19 protein-coding genes are annotated in these 26,011 nt (G+C 42.6%); 12 read left to right on the top strand and 7 right to left on the bottom strand.

Annotated features, from left to right (window positions below; all coding sequences use genetic code 11):
* The 5 genes from ACOSVQ_RS09545 to ACOSVQ_RS09525 form a co-directional block, all read right to left on the bottom strand.
* A complete protein-coding gene (locus ACOSVQ_RS09545; protein WP_491982348.1) occupies nucleotides 1–957 on the bottom strand; it encodes a LacI family DNA-binding transcriptional regulator in 957 nt (318 codons plus the stop codon).
* Between the two features lie 184 nt (nucleotides 958–1,141).
* Nucleotides 1,142–1,462 carry a PTS N,N'-diacetylchitobiose transporter subunit IIA gene (chbA, locus tag ACOSVQ_RS09540; protein ID WP_491982347.1) on the bottom strand — a complete coding sequence of 107 codons (321 nt, stop codon included), beginning with the start codon at nucleotides 1,460–1,462 and terminating at the stop codon, nucleotides 1,142–1,144.
* Between the two features lie 117 nt (nucleotides 1,463–1,579).
* Nucleotides 1,580–2,959, bottom strand: coding sequence for a glycoside hydrolase family 1 protein (locus tag ACOSVQ_RS09535; protein ID WP_491982346.1), 1,380 nt, complete (start codon nucleotides 2,957–2,959; stop codon nucleotides 1,580–1,582).
* A gap of 70 nt (nucleotides 2,960–3,029) precedes the next feature.
* Nucleotides 3,030–4,355, bottom strand: a complete 1,326-nt coding sequence (locus tag ACOSVQ_RS09530; RefSeq protein ID WP_491982345.1) for a PTS sugar transporter subunit IIC — start codon at nucleotides 4,353–4,355, stop codon at nucleotides 3,030–3,032.
* A 110-nt stretch (nucleotides 4,356–4,465) separates the two neighbouring features.
* Nucleotides 4,466–4,771: a PTS sugar transporter subunit IIB gene (locus tag ACOSVQ_RS09525; protein WP_491982343.1), complete on the bottom strand. Its 306-nt coding sequence runs from the start codon at nucleotides 4,769–4,771 to the stop codon at nucleotides 4,466–4,468.
* A 365-nt stretch (nucleotides 4,772–5,136) separates the two neighbouring features.
* Here ACOSVQ_RS09525 and ACOSVQ_RS09520 point away from each other — a divergent pair, with 365 nt between their 5' ends.
* Nucleotides 5,137–6,447 (top strand): PTS sugar transporter subunit IIC, encoded by a 1,311-nt coding sequence (locus ACOSVQ_RS09520; protein ID WP_491982342.1) that lies wholly within the window; start codon nucleotides 5,137–5,139, stop codon nucleotides 6,445–6,447.
* 55 nt (nucleotides 6,448–6,502) lie between these two features.
* Here ACOSVQ_RS09520 and ACOSVQ_RS09515 read toward each other — a convergent pair whose 3' ends face one another.
* Nucleotides 6,503–7,435: a DMT family transporter gene (locus ACOSVQ_RS09515; RefSeq protein ID WP_491982341.1), complete on the bottom strand. Its 933-nt coding sequence runs from the start codon at nucleotides 7,433–7,435 to the stop codon at nucleotides 6,503–6,505.
* A gap of 339 nt (nucleotides 7,436–7,774) precedes the next feature.
* Here ACOSVQ_RS09515 and ACOSVQ_RS09510 point away from each other — a divergent pair, with 339 nt between their 5' ends.
* The 9 genes from ACOSVQ_RS09510 (at nucleotide 7,775) to ACOSVQ_RS09470 (ending at nucleotide 23,019) form a co-directional block, all read left to right on the top strand.
* Nucleotides 7,775–9,349: a response regulator gene (locus ACOSVQ_RS09510; protein ID WP_491982340.1), complete on the top strand. Its 1,575-nt coding sequence runs from the start codon at nucleotides 7,775–7,777 to the stop codon at nucleotides 9,347–9,349.
* Nucleotides 9,350–9,520: 171 nt separating this feature from the next.
* Nucleotides 9,521–10,315 carry a substrate-binding periplasmic protein gene (locus tag ACOSVQ_RS09505; RefSeq protein WP_491982339.1) on the top strand — a complete coding sequence of 265 codons (795 nt, stop codon included), beginning with the start codon at nucleotides 9,521–9,523 and terminating at the stop codon, nucleotides 10,313–10,315.
* Nucleotides 10,312–16,776 (top strand): transporter substrate-binding domain-containing protein, encoded by a 6,465-nt coding sequence (locus ACOSVQ_RS09500; protein WP_491982337.1) that lies wholly within the window; start codon nucleotides 10,312–10,314, stop codon nucleotides 16,774–16,776. The genes ACOSVQ_RS09505 and ACOSVQ_RS09500 overlap by 4 nt, the downstream gene beginning before the upstream one ends.
* 45 nt (nucleotides 16,777–16,821) lie before the next feature.
* Complete coding sequence (locus ACOSVQ_RS09495) at nucleotides 16,822–17,931, top strand: HD domain-containing phosphohydrolase (RefSeq protein WP_491982335.1); 1,110 nt, start codon at nucleotides 16,822–16,824, stop codon at nucleotides 17,929–17,931.
* A gap of 343 nt (nucleotides 17,932–18,274) precedes the next feature.
* The gene (gene kduI, locus ACOSVQ_RS09490; RefSeq protein WP_491982334.1) at nucleotides 18,275–19,111 is read left to right on the top strand and encodes a 5-dehydro-4-deoxy-D-glucuronate isomerase; all 837 of its coding nucleotides are present in this window, start codon (nucleotides 18,275–18,277) and stop codon (nucleotides 19,109–19,111) included.
* A gap of 34 nt (nucleotides 19,112–19,145) precedes the next feature.
* Nucleotides 19,146–20,135: a TRAP transporter substrate-binding protein gene (locus ACOSVQ_RS09485; protein WP_102943079.1), complete on the top strand. Its 990-nt coding sequence runs from the start codon at nucleotides 19,146–19,148 to the stop codon at nucleotides 20,133–20,135.
* Nucleotides 20,136–20,211: 76 nt separating this feature from the next.
* The gene (locus tag ACOSVQ_RS09480; RefSeq protein ID WP_491982332.1) at nucleotides 20,212–20,739 is read left to right on the top strand and encodes a TRAP transporter small permease; all 528 of its coding nucleotides are present in this window, start codon (nucleotides 20,212–20,214) and stop codon (nucleotides 20,737–20,739) included.
* Between the two features lie 9 nt (nucleotides 20,740–20,748).
* Nucleotides 20,749–22,056, top strand: coding sequence for a TRAP transporter large permease (locus ACOSVQ_RS09475; protein ID WP_491982331.1), 1,308 nt, complete (start codon nucleotides 20,749–20,751; stop codon nucleotides 22,054–22,056).
* Between the two features lie 195 nt (nucleotides 22,057–22,251).
* The gene (locus tag ACOSVQ_RS09470; protein ID WP_491982329.1) at nucleotides 22,252–23,019 is read left to right on the top strand and encodes an IclR family transcriptional regulator; all 768 of its coding nucleotides are present in this window, start codon (nucleotides 22,252–22,254) and stop codon (nucleotides 23,017–23,019) included.
* A 73-nt stretch (nucleotides 23,020–23,092) separates the two neighbouring features.
* Here ACOSVQ_RS09470 and ACOSVQ_RS09465 read toward each other — a convergent pair whose 3' ends face one another.
* Entirely contained in the window at nucleotides 23,093–24,022 is a 930-nt protein-coding gene (locus ACOSVQ_RS09465; protein WP_491982328.1) for a LysR substrate-binding domain-containing protein, read from the bottom strand.
* 94 nt (nucleotides 24,023–24,116) lie between these two features.
* On the opposite strand from ACOSVQ_RS09465, the gene ACOSVQ_RS09460 reads away from it, so the two are divergent.
* Complete coding sequence (locus ACOSVQ_RS09460; protein ID WP_491982327.1) at nucleotides 24,117–24,503, top strand: ectoine synthase; 387 nt, start codon at nucleotides 24,117–24,119, stop codon at nucleotides 24,501–24,503.
* Nucleotides 24,504–24,546: 43 nt separating this feature from the next.
* Nucleotides 24,547–25,989, top strand: coding sequence for a sodium/proline symporter PutP (gene putP / locus ACOSVQ_RS09455; RefSeq protein WP_491982325.1), 1,443 nt, complete (start codon nucleotides 24,547–24,549; stop codon nucleotides 25,987–25,989).
* Nucleotides 25,990–26,011: the final 22 nt, after the last annotated feature.

Genomic DNA, 26,011 nt, shown 5'->3' with positions numbered 1-26,011 from the left:
TCAGTTTCGGTTGGCTACAGAGTCGCGAGTCACCAATTTACCTGTTACCAATGGCTTTTTGTCTGTTCCTCTACCACTTAAACAAGCATCTAATTGATCCATCGCTAAGTTAACTAATTGCTCCGAAGGATAGCTTATACACGTCAGTTGCGGATTCAACTGGCTGGCGAGTTGAGAGTCTTCTAGAGAGATAATAGAAACTTCATTCGGTGTTGCTAAGTTAAAATCACGCAGCAAATTCATTGCTACCGCAGCTTGGCTGTCACGCATCACCACAATCGCTGTAAACGGACTGTAGCTATTGAGCAGCGCCATTATTGATTGTTCAGTGTTGTTATTTGCCGTCACAATCAGTTGGCGGTTCACTGGCATCGCTAAGTTCTGCAAACAGGTTTTATAACCTTCCAGTACATGCTGCGAGGGGGCGTGTTCATCATCAAGAACTAAGGCAATAGATGTATGACCTTTACTTGAAAGGAAACGGCAGGCACTTTCGGCTGCGAATTTATAATCGTAGCCAATTGAAAAAGGAGACTCTGAAGTACCATCGATAGAGATGATCTTGTCACTTTTAATGTGAGAGCTGTTGCCACCAAGAGTGATGATTGCATCACAGTGGCTTTGCATCAGTTCTTCAATCAGATGAGATTGCTCTTCCGCTGATTCAGCAAATTGAACCAGCATGTGTTTACCTTTTTGCTTCAGGGATTTAGACAGTAAAGGCAAGTAGGTGGAAACTTGTCCTGCATCGCTTGAAGAAAGAATAACACCGATATAATCAGAACGTTGATTCGCTAGAGATTGAGCAGCGGCATTCGGGCGATAATTGAGTTCTTCTGCGGCACGCAGAACGGCTTCGCGGCTTTCAGCTTTTACACCTCGGCTACCACTCATTACGCGTGAAACAGTCGCTTTCGACACGTTTGCAAGTAAAGATACATCGGTAATCGTTGCCATCAATTAATAACCTTAAATTTGCTCAAATTTTCATAAATAGGAAAACGGTTCCAAAAGTTTTCATAGTTTACTCTTTCTAGTACATACAGCTCAAGTTTTGTTTGGCTTTTAAGCGTTGAGAATGAAAGGCTTTGTAAAAGTGCAGCCCGATATGGGCACGAGCTGCACAGGTTTGGTTTTTAAATTAAGCTGCTGAAACTTTCTTATGTAAGTCGATAAGTTCAGTCACGAGCTCTTTGGCTAACATTGATGTCATCAAATGATCTTGGGCGTGAACCAAGATCAGCGTCATCCTTGTTTTTCCTGTGCCTTCATCCGCTTCTATCAGCTGTGTTTGAACAAGATGAGCTTGATTGGCAAATTGTTGCGCTTCTTTGAGCAAGCCTTCAGCTTCAACAAATTCACCATTTTTCGCATGTCTTAACGCTTCGTAGCAAAGGCTGCGGGATTGTCCTGCGTTAATGATGATACCCATAACTTGTTCTTCTAAATCTATATTTTCCATGGTGTTGCCTTTAATTATTCTTCAATAAGTCTGCTATGACGTTGTTAGCGAAATCTATGTGTCGCTTGGTTTTGTATTGAACCGTGTTGTAGTGATTAGTGTTTCAACACTAAGTGTTTAGAAGCCATTGTTTTTAGAGACTTCAGCAAACCATTCGCCGCTTTTCTTTACTGAACGTTTTTGGGTCTTGAGGTCGAGTTGATAGAAGCCATAGCGGTTTTTGTACGCGTTAGCCCAAGACCAGTTATCGATGAACGTCCATAAGTGGTAGCCAAAGCAGTTCGATCCTTCCTCAATACCTTTATGAAGCCACTCAAGATGACCACGAATAAAATCGATTCGGTAATCGTCCTGAATTTGTCCCTCAACCAAGAATTTCTCTTCGCCTTCAACGCCCATGCCGTTTTCAGAGATGTAACAAGGCAAATTGCCATAGTTTTCACGCAGGTTAGTTAAGATGTCGTAGATTCCCTTTTCGTAAATTTCCCAACCTCGGTGAGGGTTCATTTTGCGTCCCGGCATTTCATAGTAATCGAAGAAAAACTCTGGCATGAACGGGGCGTCAGGGTGCACTGCATTCTCACGAGCTTTTACGCGTCGTGGCTGATAGTAGTTGACACCCAGTACATCAACTTTACCTTTGGCAATCAGTTCGCAGTCACCATCTTCTATCACAGGCATCTGATCATGTTGCTTAAGTAACTCAATCAGTTCCTGCGGGTATTCGCCTTTCACTGCTGGATCTAAAAAGCTGCGGTTAAACATTAAGTCACAGATGTTCGATGCTTTTAAATCTGCTGGATGCTCAGAGCGTGGGTAAGAAGGTGTAAGGTTTAAAATGATACCTATCTGACCATCGCTATTGAGTGCGCGATATTTCTCAACTGCTTTCGCATGAGCAAGAATTGTGTGGTAGGCGACGGTTGCGGCGCGTTTGAAATCAACCACGTTAGGGTAGTGGAAGTCATAGAGGTAGCCGCCTTCTACAGGCACAATGGGTTCGTTGAATGTGAACCAATGCTTAACTCTGTCACCGAATAATTTGAAGCAAATTTCAGCGAATGATGCGTAGGCATCCAAAACTTCTCGGTTTTCAAAGCCGCCAATATTTTGCATCTCTAAAGGCATATCAAAATGATAGAGACAGATAAAAGGCTCGATTTCTTGGGTAATCAGTTCATCTATTACTTTGTTATAAAACTCAACGGCTTCTTGATTCACTTCGCCTGTGCCATTGGGAATTAACCGTGACCAAGAGATGGAGGTTCTAAAACTGTTATGACCGATATCTTTCATCAGTTGAATATCAGATTTGTAGTTTTCGTAGAATGTTGAGGCATCCGTGGCGGAAACACCGTTGTGGAAGCGGTTTGGTTGTTGTTTAAACCAATGATCCCAGATGTTCTCGCCTTTACCACCGGAAAAAGCGGCACCTTCGGTTTGTGTGGCTGACGCTGCGCTACCCCAGCAAAAATATTCGGGAAATTGAAAGTTCATTTTGTAAGTCCTTTGCGAGGGCAGAAAGCTCTGCCCTCAATAGATGAAAATGGAAATTGATGAAGTCTGGTTAAGCTGTGACAGGTTGTTTCTTAGCTTCGCTTTGGGCGTTACTTTGTTCTTCTTGCTCAAGCAAAGTTTTTTCATACGCCTTCAGGAATGGGTAGTACATAACAGCAGAAATCAGCATACATACACAGCACATGATGACAGGACTAAACGCCCAGTTTGCAGCCCAAGAAGCACCGATTGGGCCTGGAGTTGTCCATGGTGTAAGCGATACAACACGAGCGACTAAACCACTATCAAGAGCCAACCATGCCAAGGTGGCATTGATCATCGGAATGAAGACAAATGGTAAGAAGAACACAGGGTTCATAATGATTGGCGCACCAAACAGCACTGGTTCGTTAATGTTAAACAGCGCTGGCACACAACCCAGTTTACCAATGGTTCTCAAATGGATTGCTTTACTGCGAATCAAGAGGAAAGCCAGCGGTAGAGTTGAACCTACGCCACCGATAAGTAGGTAGTGATCCCAAAAGCCCTGTACAAAAATATGAGGAATTGCTTCACCTGCGGCCATCGCAGCTTGGTTTACTGATAAATTCGCCATCCAAAATGGGTTCATAATACCTGTGACAATCAAAGAGCCGTGAATACCTGCAAACCACAAAATGTTACAGATAAAAACCGCTAGAAGTACGGCTGGGAGAGAGTCAGAAGCTGAAACTAATGGCTGCAGTAACGACATGATTGCTTCAGGGATGATCATGCCAGTTTGCGCTTCAATGAATAGGTTCAAAGGATGGAGCGTTAGAATGATCGCTAAAACCGGAATTAGAATTTCAAATGATCTTGCAACACCTGTTGGTACTTCTGGTGGTAGTTTGATAGTGATGTTGTTGCGTTTTAGATAGGCATACAACTCTGTCGAGTACAACGATGTAATGATTGCTGTGAAGATACCCTGACCTGAGAAGTATTGCATAGAAATCGTACCATCCTTCAAAGGCGCTGCCACAAGAAGGAATGACATCAGTGCCAATAGGCCCGTAGTTACAGCATCAAGATTGTGATGTTTTGCAAGGCTTGAACCTATACCAACGGAAATGAATATGGTCATGACCCCCATACTGAGATTGAATGGCAGCATCAACTCTTCACGGTAAGTTGAAGAGAAATTTAACCATGCTCGTGCAAATCCCCAAGAGGTGTCAGGAGAAAATGGAGGAAAGATAAACACCAGCATAAATGAACCAACAATCATAAATGGCAGTGCGGCGATGAAGCCATCGCGAATTGAGGTAACGTATTTTTGTTGACCAATTTTACCTGCAATCGGTGTTACTTTTTGCTCGATAACATTGACCATTTTGTCGTATAAAGCGCTCATGATTTGTATCTCGTATTGAATAATAAAAAGAGTTCGGTGCGAAAAGTTAATCAACGGAGCATTAATGGGTAGGTTGATTAACGGTGTAGGGGATAGCACCGAACCGTAAGTTAATTAATAAGTTCCAGTGCGAAATCTAAAACCTTGTCTCCCTTTTGCATGCCGTAATCCATCATGTTGATGGGCTCAACTTTGATGCCGTATTGATTGGCAACTTGTTGAAGATCGTTTTGCATGTATTTCACTTGGGGACCAAGAAGTACTACTTGGTAGTTCGCTACTTGATCTGCAAATTCGTTAGTACCAAACGCTTTTATTTCTGCTTCTATTCCGCGTTCCTGAGCAGAAGCCAGCATCTTTTTGACTAGCAGTGAAGTCGACATTCCTGCTGAGCAACAAAGCATTATTTTTTTCATTTTCGTTTACTCCTTACGTTCTTGTTACCGCGTTACTATGCGCTTTTGGAAATATAATGGAAACCGGTTTCCATTATATTTCCTTTGAGGCGTGAAAGTGATCACTGTATTTGATTAATAGGGACATTTTTTCGTGATTAAGATAACGAATTATCCTAGGTCGTTTCCAAAGTAGAGTTATCAATAAAGCGGAGGTTAATAAGCGTTAACTGAGAAAATAATGGGTTTAAATTTATGTGGTTAGGCTTTTGTTGTACTCAGTTGCCAAATTGTGTGTTCAAACCGTCAAAAAATGACAATCGGTTTCCGAGCTATGAAGAAGGTAGGGTATCCTAAGGTTAAGTCTCTTATACGGTAATTACCAAATGAACCATGTCATCATGAAAGTGTTTGCTTCACAGGTTGAACAAATTATGAATCCTGTGGCAAAGCTCCTAACGCGTAGCCAACATTTGATGGCTTTGCGAGATGGTTTTCAGTTGGCAATGCCGTTTATTGTTGTGGGATGTATTTTTGTTCCCATGATATTTCCGCCTTTTGCGGATGCCGAATCTCGCTTCTCGGTGTGGTGGTTTGCACTTGCCACTTCGTTAAGACCAATCCTTTTGCCCACATATCAGGTGACGCTGGGTGTGGTTGGAATCATAGTGGCATTTGGTATTGCTGCGAGCCTTGCTAAGAATTATCAGTTACCCGAGCGCCTTTCAGGTTTAACTGGTTGTATCGCTTTTCTATTGTTGGTTGGCTTTCACGACATGGGACCAGGATACATTCGTTATTTAGGTGGTTCAGGATTGTTCACCGCAATTATCGCAAGTATCTATTCTGTCGAAGTAATTAAATTTTTTGTTCGAAAAGGGTGGTACATCAGAATGCCAGAAGATGTACCTCTCCTAACACAACAGAGTTTTAAGTTGATGATTCCCATTTTTGTGGTTGTCACAACTTTATCGATGTTCAACGCTTGGGTTGATGGTAAGTTTGGCGCCCATCTACCTCAACTTATAGAAGCCGCTTTTCGCCCATTAATTCTCGCATCAGACAGTTTAGCTGCTGTTCTAATTTCTATTTTGATTTGCCAGTTATTGTGGTTTGTCGGGATTCATGGCGCATTAATTGTTACTGGAATAATGAACCCATTTTGGACCTCAAACTTGTTAGAGAACCAATCTGTGTTGGAGCAAGGTTCTGCGGTTTTGCCACACATATATCTCACCGCATTCTGGGATTTTTTCATCTTAGTTGGCGGTGTAGGTTCGACGTTGCCACTAATCTATTTGGCGATTAAGAGTCGATCTAATCAATTGAAATCAGTAGGTAAAATAGGTGTCATTCCGTCGATATTTAATATCAACGAGCCGATACTGTTTGGTTTCCCTATCATTATGAACCCATTATTTTTGCTGCCCTTTGTCTTTATTCCAATGATCAATGCGACCATTGCGTGGTTCTTGAGCTCTGCACACATCTTAGATCGCGTGGTGTTGATGATTCCTTGGTCTGTACCTGCGCCAATCGGTGCAGCATGGGCGGCAAATGGTAGTATCGTTAATGCTTTGATGGTGATTTTTGCGATGGTGAATGCGTACTTCTTGTATCTACCATTCTTCCGAGCGCATGAGAAGATTTTGGTCGAGCAGGAAAAAGAAAGAGCAGAACGGATTCGTAATCGCTAGTTCTGCTCTTATTCGAGATTAAGTGAGGAAAGTGGCGTAACAGAGCTAGTTGCTATTAGCTGCTTTTCTTACTCATTGTCACCATATAGATACCGCTACAAACCAATACGAGTGCAGCGATGTTCTTCCATTCCATAATGGTTTCACCAAGGAATATTGAAGAAAGACCACTACCAAATACAGGTACTAAAAAGTTGAAAATGGTTACCGTGCTGACAGGGTTATGTTTCAGCAACACACTCCAGAGAGCAAACGCGGCAGAAGATAAACAAGCGAGATAGAGAAGCAGTGCAATGCTGGCTAAATCGAAGTTGCCTGAGTGACCGCCAAAGACAAAACCTACGCACAATAGCGCTAGGCCACCAATAGCCAACTGCCACGCTGTCATTACCATTGCATCAATGCCTTGAGAGATTTTTTTACCATAAATGGAAGCCGCAGCAAGAATGAATGCAGCAAAAATCACTGAGCCTTCACCTAATAAACTAAACTGAAAATCGAGCAGTGATTGGTTGAAGTTAACAATGAACACTCCCAAGAAACCCACAGTACAGCCCAAAGCTTTTCTCTGTGTTAAGCGGTCATTGTGGTAGATGAAATGCGCCAATAGCACACTGAAGAACGTGCCGGTTGCGTTTAGGATTGACGCTTTTACGCCGGTTGCAAACGCCACACCCAGATAGAAGAAAATGTATTGAAGACTGGTTTGAGTTAAACCCAAAACCACGATTTGACGTACTTTTGTTTTGGTGATCGCGCCCGTACTGCGTTTAAACAGTACTGAAAGCACAATCAGAATGATCCCTGCCAGTAGAAAACGCTGTCCTGCAAACACCATTTGTGATGCTACATCATGGGCTTCAATGTTTAACAGGGCATAACCAGTCTTAATGGCTGGATAAGCGCTTCCCCATAAAAGGGTGCAGAGAATAGCTAAGCTATACACGACCATAGGTCGTGAGAAAAAATGCGGTGATTGCGATGACATAAAGCAGATTACCTAAGGGCAGAAAATGGCAAAAAATAATGTGGCTCATTGGCAACATTTATAAAACGATGGTTTGTATCTTTTTTGAACGAGGGGGATTCTATACCAAATCCCATACTTATTTAATCACTGTTGCATAAACAATTTTTAGCACTGATGGTTTGCTGTTCAGATTGGGCATGAATAAAGCAATAAACAGGTGAAAAACATGGCGTTTTTGGGCTATGTGCTAAATTTAAAAGGAATAATGAAATCGAAGCTTACTGCCTTGCGCAGTTATTGCATTCGATAAAACTAAAAGCGCTAAAAGTGAATGGACTGTTCAGGTAGGGATACGTTATGGCTAGGCGTAAATCAATTTTGGTAGTGGATGATTTTCCGGCGATGAGGAGTGCGCTAAGAAACGGATTAGAAAGCGTGGGCTTTCGGGATATAACGGTTTCACCGAATGGACGAGATGCATGGCGGCTATTAAATGCTGAAAAATTTGATTTAGTCATTTCCGATTTGAATATGCCTGAAATGAATGGATTAGAGCTGTTAGAAAAAATACGTTCCGATGATCACCTTAAATACATTCCCTTCATTTTAGTCACCGCAGAGCGTGAAAAGAATCTCATCACCCAAGCCATTGACCTAGGCGTCACCGACTGTTTAATTAAACCTTACCGTCCAGCCTATTTCATTGAGAAAGTACAAAAGGCATTTAAAAGCCAATCTCCACTCGTTAGTTCAAATCAAGATGATCAATCATCAGAATCTGGCGAGGTGACTGCACTCTCTGATGCGGAATCAATATCATCTCCAACATCAGTGTCATCAACAGATAACCAAGAAACTATTTTGGTAGTGGATGATGTTGAAGACAACATTGCTGTGATTGCCAATCTGATAAAACCTCATTTCAAAGTAAAGGTGGCAAAGTCTGGAGAAAAGGCGTTAGAGATAGCACAGTCCAGTGAGTTAGATCTAATTTTGCTTGATATCATGATGCCGGGAATGGATGGTTATGAAGTCTGCCGACAGTTAAAAGCCAAATATGAAACGGAAGATATTCCAGTTATATTTTTGTCCGGTAAAAATGATGTTAAGAACATTACCGAAGGTTTTCGTTTAGGCGCAGTTGACTACATTACTAAACCCATTGAGCCAGAAATTTTAATGGCGCGTGTTCAAACCCACATGGCTTTGCGTCGTAATCGCTTAGATTTAATCAAACAAGTCGATACCTTGATTGAAAACGCCCGCCTTAAAGAAGATGTAGAACGTATTATTCAGCATGATTTGACGAATCCTTTAGCCGCCGTTTCTAGTGAACTCGAATTGTTAATCGAAAACAAAGCATTATCACCGAAAGCCAAGGATCATTTTCGTTCAATGCAACGTTCCGTAGGGCAGGCATTAAGTACCGTTTCAAGCTCGCTGGATCTCTACAAAATTGAGAAAGGGAAGTTCGCTTTTAAGCCAAAACGTGTTGATATCAGTGAGACTCTCAATCAGGTCATTCGTGACTTGCATGATATCGCCGAAAATAAAAACATCCTGATAGAAAAGAGAGACAAACAGCAGCAAGTCTTTATCAGCGGTGATAGCGTGCTCTGTTATTCCATATTTTCCAATCTTTTAAAAAATGCCATTGAAGCATCGCCATCGTATGATCTGGTGATTATCACCGTAGAAGTAAAAGAATCCCAAGCACTTGTACATATCGAGAATACTGGGGTGATTGACCCAAGAATCCGAGACAAATTGTTCGATAAATATGTGACAGCCAACAAAAGCAACGGGACAGGGTTGGGAACTTATTCAGCGCAGATGATGGCTGCCGTGCAAGGTGCAAAATTGAGTTTTGCCACTAAAGACGAGGAAAAAACGGTGTTTACGGTTGAGTTCAAACGTTTTGACCAGCAATAGCAAATGGGTGGCGAAGACAGATTCTTCCTGAACAATCAGCCATTTATTTTCATTTTTATGAGTTTTCGATTGGCAAAATGAGAAAGGTGCTACCTATACTGATAACTTAATGGTTTTGTTGGTTTTTATGTTGTGCGCTGTATAAATAGAACTTAATTAGAAGAAGACTCTATGCGGAATTGGCTAGTTTCGGTTGTGTGCATTATTGCACTTAGTTTGTCGTCGATTGTTTTTGCTAAGGATGATAAACCTCTTATTAGAATTGGTGTGCCAGAAAACTTTGCACCTTTTTATTTTCAAGATTCTGAAGGTGCATACAAAGGTGCTTCTTACGAAGTGGCTGTTTCCCTTCTCAATTCGTTGGGCTATCGGGTGGAAACGACACATTACCCCAACATGAGACAGCTATTGGCACAAATCGCTATTGGACAAGAAGATATTGTTGTAAACCTCACCGCTACAGAATCCCGCCGCAAAGTCGCACTATTTACCCAAACCCCCCATATCTATGAATCACAGGACGTGATTGTCAGAGCTGACAGCAATATTCGCTTTGATGGCAAGTTACTTCAGTTATCCCCGTATCGAATCGGAACCATATTTGGTTGGACATACGGCCCTGATTTTGACAGCGCTGAATACCTAGATAGGGAGTTTGTTAATAGTTCTGAAGATCAGATAAAAGGATTGCTTGCGGGCAATTTTGACATGGCAATCAATAACAAACAGTTTGTTCAGGGCGTTTCACGTGAACTTGGTGTATCTGGCGCATTCAAAGCACTCGATACTTCGGTGTTTATTCTTCCCGTTACCATCGCGGTGTCTAAGGTACATCCTAATGCAGATACCTTGGTACGGCAGTTAGAAGAAGCGGTGATAAAGTTTCGTAAAACAAACGAATTCAAAAGTATCCTTACTCGTTACGGATTTGACCCAGAGATCTTAACCAAGGACGGTTCATTATGATGGGAAGCGTCTTTAAAAAGGTATTCGCCGTTGTATTCCTCGCATCGCTTGCCTTATCGATTACGATTGCAGCAACGGAAAACGAGCATGACCATCCAGATAACAGCGCGCTGCGTTTAGTGGAGCTGGCTCAAAACTTACGTTTACAAGACGAAATAGCGACGAGCGCGATTACCACCTACACCTATTCAAGCGACCTTCGCTGGGCAGATAGGTATGATCAGGCTATCACTCAATTTGATGCCACACTCTCCGAAATAAAACGTCTTTACCGTGGCGAAGGTTTGTCGGAAATTCTTCTTATTGAGGGTGCCAATGAGGCACTTTCGGCTTTAGAAGAACGGGCAAAGAAACTGGTGCTCAACACAGACTTAGAGCATGCGCAGTTGTTACTAGAGTCTGTGGATTACAAGCAAAATAAGACTCAACTGAAGAAATCGATAGATACCTTTGCTAGATATCTGGAAGAAGACTTATCCGACACTCTGACGATTGATGACAGTATAAAAGGCAGCTCTTTAGGTTTGTCTGATGTCAAATCTGCGCGACTCGATCTATCGGAAGAAGAAGAGCAGTGGATAGCAGATAACCCTGTTGTTACCGTCGGTAGAGAAGTCGATTGGCCACCATTTAATTTTGCCAACAGCGACGGTCAGCAAGTCGGAATTACGATTGATATTTTAAACCTGATTACCAAGAAAACAGGGCTTGGCTTTACCTTTTCCGAGCCTGCTAGCTACGCACAGTTGCATGAGAAATTGGCAAAAGGTCAGATTGATGTGATTGGCGCTGCGTACTTTTCGGAGGAACGTAGTACCTACGCGCTTCACACGCCAAGCTATATCGTCTTGCAAGAACACGTTTTCGTAAAAAGTAGCTCAACCATTCGAACTATGGATGATTTGAACGGGAAAATTTTAGCAGTACCAAAAGGTTATGCCACAACCGATATCATAAAAACTCAGAGGCCAAACATTAAGATCATTGAAACGGATTCGATCATCGATGGCATTGAAATGGTATTGGAAGGCAATGCAGATGCCACAATGGATTCGCAAAGCGTGGTGGAGTTCTATCTGCGAGAGCACGCATTGTCCGGCTTCCGTTCATTTTCTACGGATACGGGTAAACATCCTCTACTGATGCTGGTAAACGGCAGTAAGCCGCTTTTACATCAAATTTTAACCAAGGCGATTGTTTCGATTACCAGAGAAGAGCGTTTGGAAATCTTGGATGACTGGCTCCAACCTGAAAGACACTCGTCGGTGACTTATTCTCTGCCGACAACAGACCTTACCCCTGAAGAGCATTCTTGGTTAAATGGGCACCCAGTAATACGAATCGCAGGAGACCCTGACTGGCGTCCATTTGAATTTATGGACGATAGAGGTCAATACAGCGGTATTGCTTCGGAATATATGCGGTTTATTGGTGCTCAGTTAGGGATAGAGTTCGAATTCGTGCCTACCGCCTCATGGCAAGAAACATTGGATAAAGCTAAGGCAAAGGAAGTGGACGTTCTGCCAGCGTTCACTCAGACGCCTGCAAGAAAAAAAGACTTTGGCTTTACCGAACCTTATCTGAAGATCCCTACGGTAGTCATTACCCAAAGAACGAAACCGAATCTCTCATCTATTAATGATTTTGGCAAAATGACACTGGGTGCTATCGAGGGATATGCAAGCACTGAATGGTTAGAAACCAATTATCCGAACGCGAATATCGTGCATGTAAGCAGTATTACGGAAGGGTTAGAAAAGGTGTCTGATGGTCAGTTGGATGCCATGTTTGCGAATCAGTTGAGTGCGGTTGATCGAGTGAATAAGCTTGCTCTCAATAATCTTAAAATCAATTTTAGAACCAGCTTTCAGTACCAGCTCGCATTGGGTGTGCGTAAAGATTGGCCTGAGCTAATCCCGATTCTAAATAGAGCGTTAGAGAGCATTACACCATCACAAAGAGATGCGTTCAGGCAAAAGTGGGTCAGCGTTGAACTAGAAGGTGTCGTAGCACCTGCCATATCCAAAGAGAGTAGCCAATTACCCCTCGTTATGTTTGCCTCCGTGACTCTTGGACTTGCTACATTCTTTCTGATTCTCGCTTGGTATCTCAGTCGTAAAAGTGGTGGTGCTGTAACTTTTTATCAGTCGGGTCGTTTACGTATTTTTGGCATGTTGGGTGTCAGTGCGCTGTTAATTGTGATTGCGATGCTTACTTGGAACTCGTTAGCCAAAGAAGAACAAATAGCAAGGCAGCGCATGGGGCAAGCGTTAGTTACGGTATTGCAATCTACCCATGACACCTTGCGTTACTGGGTGAAAAGTCGTCTTCAGTTGGTTACGCTGGTGGCGAACGAATCTAATCTGAAAACTCTTTTTTCATCGACATCTACATCGAAACAAATTGAAGGCAACGATGCCTTTGGAGCCAATAAAAACTTGGCTTCATTACTCAATCGCCAAAATTTGGGCGAAGAAGACTGGAAGTTCTATATGGTTCTGACCGATGGAACCTCCGTATTTGATGGTGCTCCTCGTCTTGAGCACATAATGAATATTCTAATCAACAGAGTCTTTGCGGGCGAAACGGTCTTTATTCCGCCAACTCGCAATCCAACTAATGGCGAAGTTGAGATTTACTTTGCTGCTCCTGTGGTTGATTACTCAGGCAAAGCTATTGCCGCTGTGATTGCATCGGCCGATCCGAAAGGCGAGTACGCCAGTATCTTATCTAAGGGGCAAATAGGCGAAAGTGGAGAAACCTATGTCGTCGGTGCTGAAGGGTTATTGCTTTCGGAAAGTCGATTCCTAAACAAGCTCGATCAATACGGTGTGTTAACTAAGGGCGAGGTATCAATCCTCAATGTTCGATTAACCGATCCTGCTACTCGGTTTGCCAGTGATGAACCTTTGGGACTTGAAGGGTTGAGCCCTTCGGTACGTAATGTGATAGAGGGAACCAGCGGGTTAGAAACCCAAGGCGTCGATAGCTACTTAGACAGACCTGTTTTAAGTGCTTGGGCTTGGGATGCTGAGTTGGGTATAGGTCTGGTTACTGACATCAGTGAATCTGAGGCATTGCAATCTTTCGATATTTCACGAGTCACTATGTATTCAGTACTCGGTGTCACCTTGTTGTTATCACTCAGTTTAATGGCTATCAATGCTTGGATAGGTCATAGAGCTAACACCGCCTTGCTGAGGGCAAGAGATGAACTTGAAGACAAAGTCGAAGAGCGCACGGAAGAGCTGAACAAAACTAAAGACCAGTTCTATAACCTATTGGAACTGGCTCCTGATCCTATGGTGGTTTCAGATAAACATGGTCGAATTGTCATGCTCAATAATCAGGCTCAAAAACTGTTTGGTTATGAGAAGGACGAGCTAGTGGGACAATATGCTGAGGTACTTGTGCCACAAGAAGACCGAGGTCTTTACTCAAAAGAAGACGAATTGTTTGCCACCTCAGTACGCGAATTCTTTAGAGAGAAAGATGTTGAGATAAACGTTCTCACCAAAAATAATCAAAAAATATCTGTTGAAGTCAACGTTAGCCCTATTGAGTCTGAAAACGGCACCTTAGTGGCGAGTTCATTGCGCGATGTTTCTCAGCGTAAAAAAGCGGAAAAAGCGCTGGCTGAATCTCGGAAACTGTTGCAAGCCGTTCTCGATAACTCTCCTGCTTTAATCTATCTGAAGGATACTGAAGGTCGCTATATCTTAGTGAATCAGGTTTGGCAGACTGTGGTTCGACGCACGGATGAGTCAGGTATCGGTCTGAAAGATGAAGATTTTCTCCCGTATGACACTGCTACCGAACTGCGTGAAAACGATCTTAAAGTCATGGAACAGGGTGAGACTCTACAAATTGAAGAAAGGCTCACTCAATCAGACGGTTCTGAAGTGACATACATTTCCTTCAAGTTCCCTGTTTATGACGCGGATGGAGAGATATTTGCGGTTGGCGGGGTATCAACAGATATTACGGAGTTGGTTGAGGCTCGTGAGCAGGCTTATGAAGCCAACAAAGCGAAGAGTGAGTTTCTCGCCAACATGTCTCATGAAATTCGCACACCTATGAATGCAATCATAGGTATGAGCTATCTTGCGTTGCAAACCGAGCTCTCACCGCGTCAGCATGACTATGTCACCAAGATCAATTCTGCGGCTAACTCTTTGCTCGGCATAATTAATGACATTCTCGATTTCTCGAAAATTGAAGCCGGTAAACTAGAGCTGGAAGATATTCCATTCAATCTGGATGAAGCGTTAGAAACACTGGTTAACTTAGTCACGGTGAAAGTGCGTGAGAAAAACTTAGAGTTTCTTGTGTCTGTAGAATCGGATGTACCAAGAGGTTTGGTGGGTGATCCGCTTCGCTTGGGGCAAATTCTAATTAACTTAGTCAATAACGCGATTAAGTTTACCGAACAAGGCGAGATCATTGTTCGCGTCTCTGTACAAGAGATGTCATCAGACCGTGCTTCTGTGCAGTTTAGCGTTACAGATACGGGTATTGGCATGAGTAAGAAACAGATGAGTTCTCTGTTCCAGTCATTCAGCCAAGCGGATGCTTCAACCACCAGAAAATATGGAGGTACAGGTTTAGGTCTGAGTATCTGCAAAAACCTATCTCAGCTAATGGGTGGTGACATTTGGGTAGAGAGCATGCCGGACAAAGGCAGTACTTTCTCTTTCACCATTGATGTTGGACTAAGCCAAGAAGTGGAAAGTAAACCACTGACCTTAGATGCCGATCTAAGAGGGCTGCCAGTCTTGATCGTGGATGATAGCCCAATGGCTCGTCACATCATGAAGCAGACCGCAGAGTCACTGACTTTTGAGCCAATACTGGCATCTTCTGGAGCGGAAGCTCTGGAACTGATCGTTAAACAAGAACAACACGGTTATCCGTTCGCGATTGCATTTGTCGATTGGAAAATGCCGCGTATGGACGGTATTGAGCTAAGTGAGATTATTCATTCGGACTCAACGATAGCGTCGCCTCCGAAAGTGATACTTGTCTCCTCATATGACGTATCGGAAGTTCAAAGACACACCATGAACAAAACCGAAGGCATTCTGACTAAACCAGTATCGAGTTCTTCTATGTTAGATGCAGCGATGGTTGTGTTAGGTAAAGGCACTTCAAGTAACCAAATCGGTACTCAAAAAGGACAGGAACTTGAACTGGTTGCTGCCGTTACTGGCGCGAAAATACTGCTGGTGGAAGACAATGAAATTAACCAACAAGTGGCGACTGAGCTTCTTGTAAGAGCGGGGATGGAAGTGGATGTCGCAGAGAATGGTTTAGTGGCGGTTGAGAAAGTGCGCGCCAACCGTTACGACATAGTGTTGATGGATATTCAGATGCCTGTTATGGACGGTTTTACTGCGGCGAAACAGATACGCGGTGACAGCCAGTATGACGGTATGCCAATTATTGCGATGACAGCCAATGCGATGGCGGGAGATAAAGAGCGCTGCCTAGCCGCCGGAATGGAAGACCATATTGCTAAACCGATTGATGTTGAGGTTCTGTACAAAACGTTGGCGGAAAGAATTCGTCCCCGCGAAGGTCTAGGTAAAGAACTTATCAACCCAACAAACAGTGATGTTGCAGCTAATATTGAGTTACCACGTAACATAAAAGGTTTAGATATAGAAATTGGTCTTAGCCGTGTCACTGGTAATCAAACTCTCTATCAAGATTTGATTCGCCGCTTTGTAAAAAGCCAGAAAAACTCCACTACGGAAATCAGCGACGCCATTGAACAGCAGGACTTCAAAACCGCAGAGCGCCTAGCTCACACCACCAAAGGTGTAGCTGGAAATATCGGTGCAGTAGAACTACAGAATGTTTCTCAAAATCTTGAAACACTTCTGAGTAATGCTAGTGCTGACGCTGAGAGTGTGGTTCAAGAGTCGATGGCGCAGGCAATCAACACATTTGACGCTGTTCTAAGTGGACTGACGGACGAGCTATCTCAGTACCTTGGCAAACTGGATGAACAGCAAAGTCAAAACGGCAGTACAGGCGGCGATGTTGAACTTTATGCAGAGAAGCTCAAAGAGTTGTACACGCTCCTTGATGATGATGACGGGGAAGCTGAAGGTTGCTTTATTGATAATAAAGCTTTGATTCAACGTTTTGCACCAGTGAACATTTACAGAGAGCTGACTGACCATATCGAAAGCTTTGAATATGACGAAGCGGCAGAGGTCGTTCGCTATTTGCAAGCAACCGTTCCGCAGCGATCGAGTATGCCTACCCAAGTCGATATCTCCGAATTGCTACGATTGCTTGATGACGATGATGGCTCTTCAGTCGATATCTTTGAACAGCAGAAAGCAGCGCTGAAACAAACGTTGGAAGCAGATATATTCGGCTCTGTAGAAAGTGCGATAGAGAATTTTGATTTTGAAAATGCGGCAGCGTTGCTAAGAGAACATCAAGCCTAAACAGTTGGATGTGGAGTGAATGCAGCGATTTAAGGGAGTAAGCCGATGAGTGAGAAAAAAATAGTATTGATCGTTGATGACACGCCAGCGAATGTCTCTTTGCTCAATAGTATCTTGAAGGACGTGTATAAAACCAAAATCGCCACGAGTGGTGAAAAGGCGCTTAAACTTGCGGCATCCGAACCTCAGCCAGACCTAGTTTTGCTGGATGTCATGATGCCAGAGATGGATGGCTATGAAGTGTGCGAACGCTTAAAAACCGATGAAGCTACCCGCGATATTCCTGTTGTATTTCTTACTGCTAAAGTGGCAGTTGAAGATGAAACGAAAGGCTTGTCTTTAGGAGCTGTGGACTACATCACCAAACCGATCAGTCCGCCTATTGTTATGGAACGTGTGAAAAATCATCTCACTTTGAAAGAAGCTCGCGACTTACTCAAGAATCAAAATCGAATTCTGGAAGAGAAAGTAAAAGAGAGAACCCGACAGTTAGATGAGCTGCACGATGTTGCGATGGAAGCTATGGGAGCGCTTGCAGAGTCGCGAGACCCTGAAACGGGTAATCACATTCGCCGGACTCAGCTTTATGTCAAACTTCTCGCGGAAGCCTTAGCTCAACATCCGAAATTCTCAGACTTTCTTACGCCAGAAAATATTACTCAACTTTGTAAAGCAGCACCTTTACACGATATCGGCAAAGTGGGTGTACCAGATGCTATTTTGCTTAAACCCGGAAAATTAACCGATGAAGAGTTCGAAATCATGAAGCTTCATACGGTATATGGTAGAGACGCGTTGATATCTGCGGAGAAAAAGCTCTCAGTGCCGAGTGACTTCTTATTGTTTGCTAAAGAGATTGCTTATAGTCATCAGGAAAAATGGGATGGTTCGGGTTACCCGCAAGGATTGGCAGGGGAAGACATTCCTATTTCCGCAAGACTCATGGCGATTGCAGATGTGTACGATGCTTTGATCAGCCGCCGCGTTTACAAACCGCCATTTCCCCATGAAAAGGCGATGTCAATTATGATTGAGGGCAGAGGATCTCATTTCGACCCAGATATGTTGGATGCATTCGTAGAAATTTCTGAAGAATGCCGTTCTGTGGCAGAGGCGTATGCCGACACGGAAGAAGATGTAAAAGGGAAATTCTAACTCAACATTCACTCATCTTATTTAGAACCCGCTTGAGCGGGTTCTTTCGCTTTAATACGCTCGTCTGACTTGTCCTACTTAAAGCAACTCGTTTCTTATTTGTTACCCATTGCATTTGTTTTCATAGTAAATCGATTTTCTATTCAAAAATCTTGCGAAAGGCATCCGGTAAATCTGATTTCTTCCCATATTCGAGTTCATAAATCTGCATTTTGTTTGAGTTAGCTCAAAAAATATCAGGCACCGTTATTCGAAAGTACTAAAACGATCACAAATCAAATATGAATGAATTTGTTCAAATATAAATGAGTGATAAATTTCTCGCATCTTAAAGGAGGGTGCTATGCACATTAATTACAACAACAATCCAAAAGACGCGAAGTCGTACGATACGGATCGTTTAAGAGAAGAATTCCTAACTGAAGAATTGTTTAAGCAAGGTGAAATTACACTTGTGTACAGCCACATCGACCGTGTAGTGGCTATGGGTATCAGCCCAAGCAATGCAGTTCTTAAACTTGAAGACTTTGTTGATAACAAAGCTTTTGGTACTGACTATTTCTTACAACGCCGCGAATTGGGCATTGTGAACTTGGGCGAGAAAGCAGAAGTTCGCACTCAAAACGGTGTTTACGTGTTAGAGCACTTGGATGCGGTTTACCTAGGTAAAGGCGAGCAAGATATCGAGTTTCGTGCATTGGAAGGTGATTTCGCAAAACTTTACTGTTTAAGCGCTCCTGCTCATCACACATATCCATCACGCACTATTTTGCGTAGTGAAGCTCGCGTTGTTGAGTTGGGATCATTAGAAACTGCTAACGACCGTGTGATTAACCAATACCTACACCCAGATGTACTGCCAACTTGCCAACTTTGCATGGGCGTTACTCATCTGAAACCAGGTAGCGTTTGGAACACAATGCCAGCTCATACTCATGAACGTCGTATGGAAGCTTACCTATATTTCAACGTTCAACCATCTCAAGTGGTATTCCACTTCATGGGTGAACCAACAGAAACGCGTCACATCGTAGTGAGAAACCACCAACTTGTTCTATCTCCAAGCTGGTCAATTCACTCTGGTTGTGGCACTCAAAACTACAGTTTTGTGTGGGGAATGTTGGGTGAGAACCAAACATTCGACGATATGGATTTCGTTGATATGAACGAAATTCGATAACAAAAAACCTATTTGTATCCTACGGAGAAACATGATGTTTAAGAAATCTGCCCTAAAATTAGCAGCTATCGCAACAGTTGTTGGTAGCGCACTGAGCTACTCTTCAATTGCATCTGCTGCAACTGAAATCAAAGCTGCTTTCAACCAATCTGACAAGCACCCACAGTACCTAGCTCTTAAAGAGTTCGGTGAGAAGCTAAACAAAGAAACTGATGGTCGTTACAAACTAAACATTTTCCCTAACGAACTATTAGGCGACCAACGTGCAGCACTTGAGCTAGTACAAAACGGCGCAATTCAAATGGCGGTTGTAGCTAACCCATTGGTTGAAAACTACGACAAAACATTTGCTGTAATCGGTATGCCTTACGTGTACACAGGTTCAGCACACCAAGAGAAAGTATTTACTTCTGGCGTACTAGATAACCTATTTGCATCTACTCAAAAATTCGGTTTTGAAGTACTAACAGCATACACAGCTGGTGCACGTAGCATGTACACAAAAGGTAACTCTGTAGCAAACGTTGCAGACATGAAAGGTAAGAAAATCCGTGTAATGCAATCTGACACTATGATCAAGATGCTTTCTTGCATGGGTGGTACTGGTGTTCCAATGAGCCAAGGTGAAGTTTACACTGCAGTACAACAAGGCGTTCTTGATGGTGCAGAAAACAACGAAATCACTTACGCTGACCTTAAGCAATACGAAGTGGCTCCATACTTCTCTGCTACTCGTCACCTAATGGTTCCAGACCTAGTAGTAGCAAGCAGCTACTTCCTATCAACTATGTCTAAAGAAGACCAAGCTACATTCAAAAAGCTAGCGAAAGAGAGCACAGTAAGCGAATTCGCTCTATGGAATGCTCAAATCGAAACAGCTAAGAAAACAGCTATGGATAAAGGTGCAACTTTCGTAGAAGTTGATATCAAACCTTTCCAAGAGTCTTGCAGCGCTCTACAAAAAGACCTAATCAAGACTCCAGAGCAAAAAGATCTATTCGAAAAAGTTGCAGCACTGCAATAATTTTCACCGGTAATATGGCCGAGCGTTTGCTCGGCCTCATTAGCCTTCGGCTTTAGCCATAACAAGGTAAGATGTTATGTTAGACCATACTCCAAGTGGCTTATTTAAAGTTTTTTCTGTCGTTAAACATTGGTTAGACAAGATCGTTTCTTGGTTCTGTATTTCCATTGTTGCCCTTATGACTATTCTTGTTACTTATCAAGTAGTTGTTCGTTACGTTTTCAATAGCCCAAGCGCGGTAAGTGAAGTGCTTTCTCGCTACCTGTTTATCTGGTTAGTGTTGTTTGGTAGTGCGCTTGTTTTCGGTTTGAAAGAACACATGGCTATCTCTTTTATCAAAGAGAAGTTCTCCCAAAAAACACAAATCATCGTTGAAGCGTTTATCGAACTAGCGATTGTAACTTTCGCTCTATCAATCATGATTTTTGGTGGATACAGCAGCGCAACGCGCCAAATGTGGCAGTTAGATTCTGCACTACAAATTCCAATGGGAACGATTTACGCAGCGATTCCAATCAGCGGCGCGTTAATGGTTTTCTATTTTATTTACAATGAATTGCAGCTAGTCGAGCGCTGGAAGCAATTACGTTCTTCGGCAGAGTAGGAGTTAGTCATGGACTTAGCATTAACAGCTGCCTTAATTATGTTCGCCGGTGTGGTCTTCTTCCTCGTGATAGGCGCACCGATTGCTATCGCTGTAGGTATCTCATCTTTCGGCGCAATGATGGTTATCCTGCCTGCACAAGGTGCAATGGTTACGTCAGCACAACGTATGTTCGTAGGCTTAGACTCCTTTGCTCTGCTCGCCATTCCGTTCTTTATTCTTGCTGGTAACATCATGAATAACGGCGGTATAGCGATACGGTTGATTAACTTCTCAAAGATTGTCAGTGGTTTCTTCCCTGGTTCTCTTGCTCAAACTAACGTTGTATCGAACATGCTGTTCGGTTCAATCAGTGGTTCTGGTGTAGCATCTGCGGCGGCTATCGGCGGCATCATGTCACCAATCCAAGAGAAAGAAGGTTACGACAAGCGCTTTAGCACTGCGGTAAACATCGCGTCAGCACCAACAGGTATGTTGATTCCACCAAGCAACACGTTGATCGTTTACGCAACAGTAGCGGGTAGTGTATCTATCTCTGCATTGTTCATGGGTGGTTACATCCCGGGTATCCTTTGGGGGCTAGGTGTAATGCTTGTTGCTGGTGTAATGGCAAAACGTCGTGGTTACATCGCTAAACACCGTATGACGCTTAAAGAGTGTGTTCAAGTAACAGTGGATGCAATCCCAAGTTTGTCTCTGATCATCGTTGTAATTGGCGGTATCTTAGGTGGTGTATTTACAGCAACAGAAGCTTCAGCAATCGCGGTTGTCTACTCGCTACTATTGAGCGCAATGTACCGTTCGCTAGATTTCAGAAGACTGCCAGAAATCTTCCTACAATCAGCAAAAATGACGGCTATTGTTATCTTCATGCTGGCAACTTCGTCAATCATGTCTTGGGTAATGGCATTTACACAGATCCCAGGAATGATTGCAGATATGCTACTAGGTTTGACTGATAACCCAATCATCATCCTATTGATCATTAACATTATCTTGTTGTTTGTGGGTACATTTATGGACCCAACACCAGCAGTACTTATCTTTACACCTATCTTCCTACCAATTTGTATGGGCTTAGGTATGGATCCAGTACAGTTCGGTATCCTATTAGTATTCAACCTTTCACTAGGTACGATTACACCGCCAGTAGGACCGATTCTGTTTACCGGTTGTAAAGTGAGTGGTATCAGCATCGATTCAGTAATCAAAACATTGCTACCGTTCTTCTTCGTGATTTTTGCGGTACTGATGTTAGTAACTTACATTCCAGCAATCTCAATGACGCTTCCACAAGCGATGGGTTTGATTAAGTAAGTACTATGATTTATCAAAAACAACCTCAGCCTTGTCTGGGGTTGTTTTCTTTTAGATATAGGCGTGTGCGCTTATTAACAAAATGCTTTTTATACCAATGCCAGTTTTAAAATAGCGGGCATCGGTATGAGACAAACAAAGTTCATTTCGAGTATTATCGGCTCGTTTTGATGGGCATGTATTGAGTAAATGGTAATGGAATCAGTTAAGAAGACTGAATATAGAGCGCCTGCGCTAGAAAAAGGCTTAGATATTCTTGAGCTCCTTGCTCAACAAGATGAACCGCTGAGTAAAAAACAGATTGCGGAAAGCTTAGATAGAAGCATCAACGAAATTTTTCGTATGTTATCTGTGTTGGTTGAAAAACAGTTCATTGAATATGACAGCTACACATCAACCTATGCGCTAACACTTAAAATGTTTGCGTTGTCGAACCAACATCCACCGATAGCACAGCTTTTAAAACGTGCAACGCCTTTGATGGAAGACATCTGCAATAAGGTTAACCAGTCTTGCCATATGTCGGCATACAGTAACGGTGAAATGGCGGTTATCGCGCGCCATGAGAGCCCGTATAAAATGGGTTTCAGCCTGAGATTGGGTTCTATCATTGATATATGTTCATCGGGTTCGGGTATCGTATTCTTGAGTTTTCTCAGTGAAGAAAAACGCCAATCGGTATTAGACAGATTGGATGCAACCCCAGAAGAAAAAGCGCATGCATTAAGCCATGTAGAAGCGACAAGAGAGCGTGGCTACTACGTGGGTGAAAGTCCTCAGATCAAAGGTGTAACCAACATCAGTGTGCCGATCTTTGGTGTACTAGGGGATGTTTTAGCGACCATTACTATTCCGTATATGACGCTGAACTCAAACACTGTTCACCATCACATCGAAGATCTGGAAAACACCAAACGCGAATTGATTGAGCTTGCAAGCAAGTTAAATCAGAACCTGTCTTAATTAGAATAAACAGATTAAATAATCTGGTTTGTAATGTAGCGTTATCAAAGTTTTTCTTACGTGTTTGATAGCGCTACTTGCACACATCAATAAACCATTCAACAAATGACATGACAGCTTTGGAAGCGTCTTTTCGCTTACAGATATTATAAAATTTGTCTGAATTGGTCGCGATATCAAACAGAGTGATTAAATCTCCCCGTTTAAATTCATCACGGAACGCACCAATTGGGCAGAGTGCAACGCCATGTCCGGCAATTGCAGATATAACCAACAGATTGAAATCGGCGTATGTATTGCCTGGTAATCCATCCTCAATATTGACTCCTGCTAGCTTGAACCATTCTGTCCAGCCATCTTTGCTTTCATCATGAATCACTGCGGTTTGAAGGAGATCGATTGGTTCTTTAAATGGCCCGTTTTCTTGCAAGAACTTTGGGCTACACACAGCATAGGTATCTCTTGAAATAAAAGGCACTTCAATCACATCGCCGGATTTTTGCTCTATGTAAGTAATGAGTACGTCGTAGTTACTCCCAGCAAGTTGATCCTTCATATCTGCGTATAGAACCTGTACTTCTACGTCAGGGTGCAGCTCAGTAAAACTCTTTAAGTTGGGAACCAACCAACGTGTCGCAATAGATGGAATACAACCCACAACAAGTGAGCTTTTACGACCCCTTACTTTAAAATCAGTGGCAATATTCGCTAGTTCATCGAAGAGTTGTTCAGTACGGTGATTAAGCTCACGACCCGTTTGCGTCAGTTTTATATTTCTCCCTTTCTTCTTAAACAGTTCTATACCAAACCATTCTTCCAAATTGGATATCTGATGGCTAATTGCCGTGCTCGTGACATGAAGTTCTTCTGCTGCTTGTGAATAGCTTTCGTATTTAGCCGCGCTATTAAATGCTTTCAAGGCATTTAGAGGTGGAATTAAATTACTGATACTCTTCTTCATAATAACCAAGTTTTTCTCATCTATTAGTCTAGATTTGATCATTTGTTGTGCTAAAAGGCAAGTGATAGCATCAATTTACGTTAAATAGGTTGCCTAAACGTAAAATATTGGTGAATTAATTTCATAAGGAATGGTTATGTTTGTAAGAAGCTTAAATGATGTAGCGAATAGTGATTACTTTGTAGAATGGGGTAATGGTACTAGTCACCGTTTACTTACTGAAAAAGATGGTATGGGTTTTACGGTTTGTCATACCGTTGTTTCGCAAGGTTCTGAATCTGTTTTGGAATATAAAAATCACTTGGAAGCTTGTTATTGCATCGCTGGCAACGGCGAAGTTGAAGACATGGAAGGTAATGTCTACAAAATCACTCAAGGTGACATTTACGTATTAGATAAGAACGACAAGCACTATTTACGAGCTTCTGAACAAGGAGACATGGTTTTAGTCTCTGTGTTTAACCCGCCGCTTAAAGGTACTGAAAGACATAACTTAACTGGTGATGGGTCTTCAAGCTACTAGTTCATCCCCTTGAATTTTTAACTGCATTTAAGGAGGAATGCTTATGGCTTATACATATGCTGCTTTCATTTTCTATTTAATGGGAATGTTAGCGATCGGTTACTATTTCTATAAAAAGACGAATACAGTATCTGACTATATTCTGGGCTCTCGTAATCTGCCACCAAGTGTGGCAGCTTTAAGCGCAGGTGCTTCTGACCTGAGTGGCTGGGCTTTGATGGGGCTACCAGGTGCGCTTTATGCGGGCGGTTTGGGTTCAATCTGGATCATTCTTTTTACGCTAATGGGCGTATACATTAACTGGAAATTCATTGCACCTAAACTCCGTGTTGCTACTGAAGAGTTGAATGATGCTCAAACTATCCCTGAGTATTTGCATAATCGTTTCGAAGACAAAACAAACGCCTTGCAGCTAACGTCCGCATTAGTGACGCTTTTGTTTTTTACTTTGTATGTGGCGGCAGGCTTAAGTGGTGGAGCGGTTTTATTCGAAAGCACTTTTGGTTTAAGTTACGAGCTGGCTCTTGTCATAGGCTCAGTTGTTATTGTTTCTTACACCTTTATGGGCGGTTATCTTGCGGTTTGCTGGACAGATTTTTTTCAGGGACTAATGATGGCGTTATCGCTTTTCATTACAGCGCTGAGTTTGTTCTTTGTGTTTAACGCACCAGAGTATGATGTTTCATACAATCAGATAGTCAGTAGCTTATCATTTGAGAGTCTTAAACCTTCGGATGGTTGGTTATTAGGGTTACTATCACTGAGTGGCTGGTGTATTGGTTATATTGGGCAGCCTCATGTACTTGTGCGCTTTATGAGTGTACGAAGTGTAGAAGACATTAAGGTTTCTCGTCGTATCGCAATGGTGTGGTCAACAATCACTATGTTGTCTGCTGTTGTTGTCGGAATATTAGGCTCTTACTATTTTGAGCCAAAACTTGATAACCCAGAAACAGTCTTTATTGCGTTGGCTCAGGCTTTTTATCACCCGTTAGTGGCTGGCTTGATAATCGCAGGTGTTCTAGCTGCAATTATGAGTACGATAGATTCACAGCTTTTGGTATGTTCGACGACAATCTCGGAAGACTTGTACAAGACTTATTTGCGCAAATCTGCATCTGACAAAGAAGTGCTTTTTGTTGCTCGTCTCGGTGTCGTCATTGTTGCTCTTATTGGTCTAATGCTTGCGTTCAATAAGGCAGATAAGACGCTGCTGAGTATGGTCGCCTTTGCTTGGGGGGGATTTGGTGCTGCATTTGGTCCAGTGATACTGATGAGTTTATTTTGGTCTGCGATGACAAAAACAGCTGCTATTTTAGGCATGATAACTGGGGCTTCGGTTGCGTTGATATGGGAAATTATGGATGGGGGAATCTTTGACTTATTCGGTGTAGTCCCTGGATTTATAATTTCTATCATCACGATAGTGGTCTGTTCATTGTTAGCGCCAAATACTCAAAGTGATGAAAAACTGTCTTTATCATAACGGCAGCCCATTATTAAGAAAT

It is taken from the genome of Vibrio sp. HM8-C, from assembly GCF_058630515.1.
The sequence above is the reverse complement of the archived record's forward strand: the minus strand, read 5'-3'. Positions and strand labels throughout refer to the sequence as shown.